Source organism: Acinetobacter sp. UBA3106 (assembly GCA_002365595.1).
Taxonomy (GTDB): Bacteria; Pseudomonadota; Gammaproteobacteria; order Pseudomonadales; family Moraxellaceae; genus Acinetobacter.
The window spans coordinates 97,724-103,921 of the sequence record DFAM01000002.1 but is presented as its reverse complement, the minus strand read 5'-3'; the positions used below and the strand labels follow the sequence as shown (position 1 = coordinate 103,921).

The window sequence follows — 6,198 nt, the reverse complement described above, 5'->3', positions numbered from 1 at the left end:
TATTGATAATCAATGACAGAAGTATAAAAGCCAATCATATTTAACAGAAAAATCAGACTTTGCCTTAAATAAGGAGAAAATATGAAGAGAATTTCTTTAGTCAATGATGACTGCTTGTGAATTTTGCTCCTCATACACCATTTTTACTGTTTTTATTTCAATCTTTTAATTGGATTGCGTTAATTAATTTTGAATTAAGCAATAGCAAATAGGATGGCACAAATTATTCCATGTTTAAGTGCAATGAACTCTTATTCTCCCTTTAAAGGCAAAACCGGTGTCAAGCGCATATTGAATGCAACTCAATATTCAATTGCCGGCTTTAAGGCGGCATTTAATCATGAAGCTGCTTTTCGCCAGATTGTCTTGATCAATATCGTCCTTATTCCAGTCAGTTTTTTTCTGAATGTCACTGCGGTTGAACAGGCTCTCATGGTTGCCGTCTGTTTACTGGCTTTAATTGTGGAATTATTTAATTCGGCGATTGAAGCCGTGGTGGATCGTATTTCTTTAGAAAAACATCCTCTGTCAAAAAATGCCAAAGACATGGGCAGTGCTGCGCAGTTTGTCGCGCTTGGCATGATCTTTTTGGTTTGGCTGATTATTCTGATTAAATAGGCACTTTATTGCATTCATCTTTACAGATGTTAAATAGCACCTTTTATCAGGTGCTTTTTTATATCTCATTCTGAACTTTAAAGCATAAAAAAACCCTGCTTGCGCAGGGTTTTTTTCGAATCAGTTCAGTGCTTATGCAGAGAATTGGTTCATTGTGTTTTTCGCATCGTCACCCGCTTTAAGCGCATTGTCACCAGCGAAGATTTCTTTGTGGTCGTCACCGATGTCAGAACCCGCCATTGCTTGGTGTTTCACACAAGCGATAGTACCGCGGATTTCTTTACGTTGTACGCCAGCAACATAAGCCAACATACCTTCAGAACCGAAGTAACCTTGTGCAAGCTCATGAGTAGAAAGTGCAGCAGTGTGGTAAGTCGGAAGTGTGATCAAGTGGTGGAACACACCTGCTTCACGTGCAGCATCTGCTTGGAATGTACGAACTTTCTCATCAGCTTCAGCCGCTAATTCAGTTTCGTCGTACTCAGCGCTCATTAATTTAGCACGGTCGTAAGCAGAAACGTCTTTACCTTCAGCAACCCAACGGTCATACGCTTGTTGACGGAAGTTTAAAGTCCAGTTAAACGAAGGCGAGTTGTTATAAACAAGTTTCGCATTTGGAACTGTTTCACGTACCCGGTTAACCATGTGAGCGATTTCAGCTACGTTTGGAGTCGCAGTTTCGATCCAAAGCAGGTCAGCACCGTTTTGTAAGCTAGTTACACAGTCAAGTACAACGCGGTCGATTTGAGTGCCTTCACGGAACTGATATAGACCAGAAGCAAGACGTTTTGGACGGTGAAGTTTACCATCACGTTTGATCAGGATTTCGTCTTCTTGAGCTTCTGAAATGTCGATTTCAGTTGTGTCTAAGTAGCTGATGTATTGAGAAGCGATGTCGCCTGGCTCTTTAACCACTGGGATTTTTTGAGTCAAGTCAGCGCCTTCAGAGTCAGTACGTGCAACGATAATACCGTCGTCAAGACCCATTTCTAGGAATGCATAGCGAAGAGCGTGGATTTTCGCGATGAAGTCTTCGTGTGGAACGGTTACTTTACCAGCTTGGTGACCACATTGTTTCGCATCAGAAACTTGGTTTTCGATTTGTAGTGCACAAGCACCCGCTTCGATCATTTTCTTAGCAAGTAAGTAAGTTGCTTCTTCGTTACCGAAACCAGCGTCGATGTCCGCAATAATTGGCACAACGTGAGTTTGGAAACCATCGATTTGTGCAGTGATTTCAGCAGCTTTAGCAGTGTCGCCCGCTTCTTGAGCTTTTTTAAGCGCACGGAACAAGTCGTTAAGTTCTTTCGCGTCAGCTTGACGTAAGAATGTGTAGATTTCTTCGATCAATGCAGGAACAGATGTTTTTTCGTGCATAGATTGGTCAGGAAGAGGACCGAATTCTGAACGAAGTGCAGCAACCATCCAACCAGAAAGGTAGATATAGCGACGTTCAGTTGTACCGAAGTATTTTTTGTTCGCAATCATTTTTTGTTGTGCGATGAAACCGTGCCAGCAACCCAAAGATTGAGTGTATTTGCTAGAGTCAGCATCATAAGCAGCCATATCACGACGCATAATCGCAGCTGTATATTTAGCAATGTCTAAACCGGTTTTAAAACGATTTTGCATTTGCATACGTGCAGCATCTTCAGCACTGATGTCTGCCCAAGTGTTGCCAAATTTCGCTTTTAATTCGCGGATTGCATCAATCGCTGTTTGGTATGTAGTCATGATATTTTCCTGTAATAATATTAGGATTGCATCAAGCGAAGGCTAAAATCATACTCATATTATTTGTTTAGATTTAGAGCGCTTCGTTAAGATGAACACAGATTAGAGGGTGTTAAAAAATTAATCCAATATCCTCTGTTAATTCTCGGTATTTATTTAAAAAATATGTAGATCAAAGTCGTATTATATTTATGTTTCAAAATTTTAAATTATTGTTTTATATAATTTTATTAAAAATGAGTAAAATCGAATTTTGATTACAAAACATTCATTTTGCTGATTTTTTCTTCATTAGACTTAAGTCTTGCCTGTTCATCAAAAAGCTTGATTTGTCATTTTTAAATCGATTTTTGCGCATTTTCACATCATCTTTTCAAAATACATCTGTATATTATTCACCCTATTGATACTTTTATTTCCTTGAATAAGCAATTCTGCCTTAAATTAACAAACTCGCCTGATCGTCGCTTGTTTATCTCATATTAGTAAAATTTTTATTGCTTCTATCCCTGTATTAATTCATTTTAACTATATCAAATCCCACCTTATCTCGTTTCTTTTTTCGGCAATATTCCTACACAAGCCTTGTTGCTTATGGCATAATCGAAATAATTTCATGAGTTTATTTTCGGTATTTCTTGTATGAATCTGGAGCGGGTCGACCTCAACCTATTAATATATCTTGATGTACTGCTTCGCGAAAAAAATGTAACGCGTGCTGCAGAACAATTGGGTGTCACCCAACCTGCAATGAGTAACATTTTGCGTCGTTTACGCAACTTATTTAATGATCCGCTGCTCATTCGTTCTTCTGAAGGAATGACCCCAACAGAACGTGCTCTGGAATTACAACCGCGTATTCGCGATGCACTTTCTGATTTATCCATGATTTTAGAACCCCGTACCGAATTCCGTCCTTATACTTCTAATCGTGTTTTCCGTATTATGACTTCGGATTATGCGGAAGCGACTTTAGTACCACGTTTGGTAAAGGCATTACGCTCCGAAGCACCGAATGTTGTACTCGACTTCTTGACCCCAAGTGACGTGTCTTACCGCGATATGGAACAAGGTAAAGTTGATCTTGCGATTAACCGCTTCAATGAAATTCCACAAAGTTTCCACCAGGTCCTGGTATGGCGTGACAGTTTTTCGTGTTTGCTTAACAACAAGCATCCTGCGGCAGGGAATTTAAACCTTAAAAGTTATTTAGATGCACAACATATCTGGGTTTCTAAAACAGGCATGGGCGTTGGCTTTGGCGTCAATCCGGAAAAACAGGCCGGTTTGGGCTGGATTGATCAGGCTTTAGAGCGTATCGGGCAAAAACGTAAGATTTCAGTATTTACCCGTCACTATCAGATGCCAGGACTATTGGCAGCCAATGTAGATCTGGTGGCGACGCTGCCTACACGTATTGCTCGCTTACAAGCCAAAAATCAAAACTTGCTGCTGAAAGACCCGCCCTTCTATATTCCCGAGTTTGAATTGAAGATGGCATGGTGTCCGTTATTACATCATCACCCTGCACACCGCTGGTTACGTCAGCTGATTTTATACGTTGCACGTCAAATGATTGAAGAAGAAAATCGCGAATTTTTAAGCAATAATTCGCAATTTTCCCACTACTAAATACGATTTTTCTTAACTTCTTCTTTTTTAAGCTTATACTGTATTGACTTGGGTAGTAATTGTCTTACTACCTGAAGTTCTTTTGTGTTAAAAATATTCATAATAATGATGATCCACAGGTGGATTTGTGAGCCTCTTTCAAAATATCGTCATCATCGTCATCCTTATTGTCGGGGCAGGTTTTTTATCTTTAACTGAAATTGCCCTTGCGGGTGCACGTAAAGTTAAACTTAAAATCCTTGCTGAATCGGGCGAAGAACGCGCTCAAAAAGTATTAGATTTACAGGAAAATTCAGCCGATTTCTTCGCAGCATCGCAAATCGGTTTAAATGCCGTTGCCATTTTAGGTGGTATTCTCGGTGAAGGTGCCTTTCGTCCTTATTTTCTTGAACTGGTCACAGGTTTTTATCAAGGCCCCTGGGTAGAAACCATCAGCTTTACCCTATCATTTACCTTAGTCACTTCACTGTTTATTTTATTTGCCGATTTAATGCCAAAACGTTTGGCCATGATTGCGCCGGAAAAAATTGCAGTATCGGTGATTAATCCGATCCAAATTTTTATTACTGTCTGCAAGCCTTTAGCCTGGTTTATCAATACGATTGCCAACCTGTTATTCCGCCTGTTTAAAGTCAATACCACCCGTGAAGACAATATTACCTTTGCTGATATCTCTGCCGTGATGGATGCTGGTGCCCAAGCTGGTGTATTGCAAAAACAGGAACATCACTTTATTGAAAATGTGTTTGAGCTTGAAGAACGAAATGTTCCTTCAAGTATGACCACGCGTGAAAATGTGATTTTCTTTACGCTTAAGGAATCAGAAGCCAGTATTCGTCAAAAATTGGCAGAATACCCGTATTCTAAGTTTCTGGTTTGCAGTGAAAATATTGATGATGTGATTGGCTATGTCGATGCCAAAGATATTCTGGTTCGTATCCTTAACAATCAGTCCTTACTACAATTGAATGAAAATACCATTCGTAATGTATTGACCATTCCCGATACCTTGACCCTGTCTGAATTACTCGACCGTTTTCGCTCAACCAAAGAAAAATTTGCTGTTGTGATCAATGAATATGCCTTGGTGGTCGGTGTGATTACCTTGTCTGACATTATGATTACCGTGATGGGCGACTGGGTTACTCCAATTGAAGCAGATCAGCAAATCATTAAACGTGACAATAATTCCTGGTTAATTGATGGTAGTACGCCGATAGAAGACTTGAAGCACGCTCTGGAAATTGATGAAATGCCAGATGAGGAAAATTATGAAACCTTGGCCGGTTTTATGATGTACCGTTTACGCAAGATTCCACGTCCTGCCGACACTGTCATTTATGATAACTATAAATTTGAAGTGGTCGATGTTGATCATTTTAAAATTGACCAACTGTTAGTTACACGTCTTTTAAAGGAAGTGGAAAATAACCATACTGAAGAACCGGAGTAATCTGGTTCTTCACGCTTTACCTAAAACAAAAATAATAATGAAACACACTGATGAATTTTTCATTGATCGCCCTTCTCGCCTGCCTGAGTTTCTATTCAGGCCTTTATCTGATCTATTATTTTTTTACTCAGCAAACTCAGCCTGTGATGCTGATTTTTGCCATTGTATTGCTGATTTTGGCATGCTGGATCACGCCCTATAGTTATGAGCGGTCAAGAAAAAATTATGATTCAACCCTGCGAATGGGTGAGTTTCTGTGTTATCTATTGATCAGCTGGTGGCGATTATTTATTTGGCCGATTAGCCTATTGCTGGCCTGGCTTTCCACATAAATTTTTGAAGTTTTTCTTCAACAAAAAAAGCACCACAAGGTGCTTTTTTACTGCAAGTGCTGAGATTATTTAATCAAGGCATCTAGAACAGCTTGATAATGAATGGAAATGTCATCTTCCAAAATCTTGTAAGCATTGTCGAACTGTACCATTGGCCAGCCCTCTTTCCAGAATGGAAAAATATTATGCAAATCATGGGTCACAATCGCATCCTCACGAGTAATTGCCTGGGCAATTTGCGATAAAACCTGAGCTGTCTCAGCGCCGTCAATCGCCATGTAATCAATACCATGTGCTTTTAAAATACGAATGCGGTCTTTTTTATAACGAATTTTTTTGCTTTGCGCTTCATTTAAATGCAGAGCCAAAGTTACGGCTTCAACAAACTTACGTTCAAAGCTCGTATTCAAAGCCACTAATGCTTCTTTA

6 protein-coding genes are annotated in these 6,198 nt (G+C 39.6%); 4 read left to right on the top strand and 2 right to left on the bottom strand.

Annotation, left to right across the window (positions count from 1 at the left end; all coding sequences use genetic code 11):
* Nucleotides 1-243: 243 nt before the first annotated feature.
* Entirely contained in the window at nt 244-618 is a 375-nt protein-coding gene (locus B4C48_RS01260; protein WP_291352652.1) for a diacylglycerol kinase, read from the top strand.
* A 132-nt stretch (nt 619-750) separates the two neighbouring features.
* Here the strand turns inward: B4C48_RS01260 and B4C48_RS01255 are convergent, their stop codons facing one another.
* The gene (locus tag B4C48_RS01255) at nt 751-2,352 is read right to left on the bottom strand and encodes an isocitrate lyase (RefSeq protein WP_291352642.1); all 1,602 of its coding nucleotides are present in this window, start codon (nt 2,350-2,352) and stop codon (nt 751-753) included.
* A 642-nt stretch (nt 2,353-2,994) separates the two neighbouring features.
* Here B4C48_RS01255 and B4C48_RS01250 point away from each other — a divergent pair.
* The 3 genes from B4C48_RS01250 to B4C48_RS01240 all read left to right on the top strand — a co-directional run bounded on the left by B4C48_RS01250 (nt 2,995) and on the right by B4C48_RS01240 (nt 5,769).
* On the top strand, nt 2,995-3,984 hold the full coding sequence (locus B4C48_RS01250) for a LysR family transcriptional regulator (RefSeq protein WP_291352640.1): 990 nt from the start codon (nt 2,995-2,997) through the stop codon (nt 3,982-3,984).
* A 127-nt stretch (nt 3,985-4,111) separates the two neighbouring features.
* On the top strand, nt 4,112-5,437 hold the full coding sequence (locus B4C48_RS01245) for a hemolysin family protein (protein WP_291352638.1): 1,326 nt from the start codon (nt 4,112-4,114) through the stop codon (nt 5,435-5,437).
* Between the two features lie 50 nt (nt 5,438-5,487).
* A complete protein-coding gene (locus tag B4C48_RS01240; protein WP_291352636.1) occupies nt 5,488-5,769 on the top strand; it encodes a hypothetical protein in 282 nt (93 codons plus the stop codon).
* Nucleotides 5,770-5,834: 65 nt separating this feature from the next.
* On the opposite strand, the gene B4C48_RS01235 is transcribed toward B4C48_RS01240, so the two are convergent.
* Nucleotides 5,835-6,198: hypothetical protein (locus B4C48_RS01235; RefSeq protein ID WP_291352634.1), on the bottom strand; the 364-nt coding region annotated here is incomplete at its 5' end.